Source organism: Pseudomonas sp. I2 (genome assembly GCF_040984075.1).
In the GTDB taxonomy this organism is placed as follows: domain Bacteria; phylum Pseudomonadota; class Gammaproteobacteria; order Pseudomonadales; family Pseudomonadaceae; genus Aquipseudomonas; species Aquipseudomonas guariconensis_B.
Genome location: NZ_JBCGFQ010000202.1, coordinates 1 through 410 on the forward strand (window position 1 = coordinate 1; position 410 = coordinate 410).

Consider the following 410-nt stretch of genomic DNA (forward strand, 5'->3'; position numbering starts at 1 on the left):
GGGGTGTAGTGCTGCTGAACTGTTCTCATGTTGTCTGGCAATTGCGCGACTGGGAATCGCGTTCCGATCCGTTATCGCGAGTACGGGATAACTGTATTTCACTGTTGCGGGGAGTGATGAGTGAGCGTGGCGTTCAGCAAAAATCACTGGCGGCCACACTTGAAGAATTACAGCGGATTTGCGACAGCCTTGCCCGTCATCATCAACCTGCCGCCCGTGAGCTGGCGGCAATTGTCTGGCGGCTGTACTGCTCGCTTTCGCAACTTGAGCAAGCACCACCGCAAGGTACGCTGGCCTCTTAATTACTTAATTACACCACAGGCATAGCGTTCACCGCCACCGCCCAGCGGTTTAGGTTGATCGGACATATTATCGCCGCCAACGTGGACCATCAGCGCTTTGTCTTTGAT

Annotated in this window: 2 protein-coding genes; one reads left to right on the forward strand and one right to left on the reverse strand. The window is 54.1% G+C overall.

All coding sequences use genetic code 11. The annotated features are described in order from the left end of the window. Positions 1-302, forward strand: a 302-nt coding sequence (locus WCE05_RS26255; RefSeq protein WP_368816874.1) for an FUSC family protein, incomplete at its 5' end; no start/stop codon positions are given. On the opposite strand, the gene WCE05_RS26260 is transcribed toward WCE05_RS26255, so the two are convergent. After that, a partial coding sequence (locus WCE05_RS26260; protein WP_368816875.1) for a superoxide dismutase family protein occupies positions 303-410 on the reverse strand: 108 nt, incomplete at its 5' end.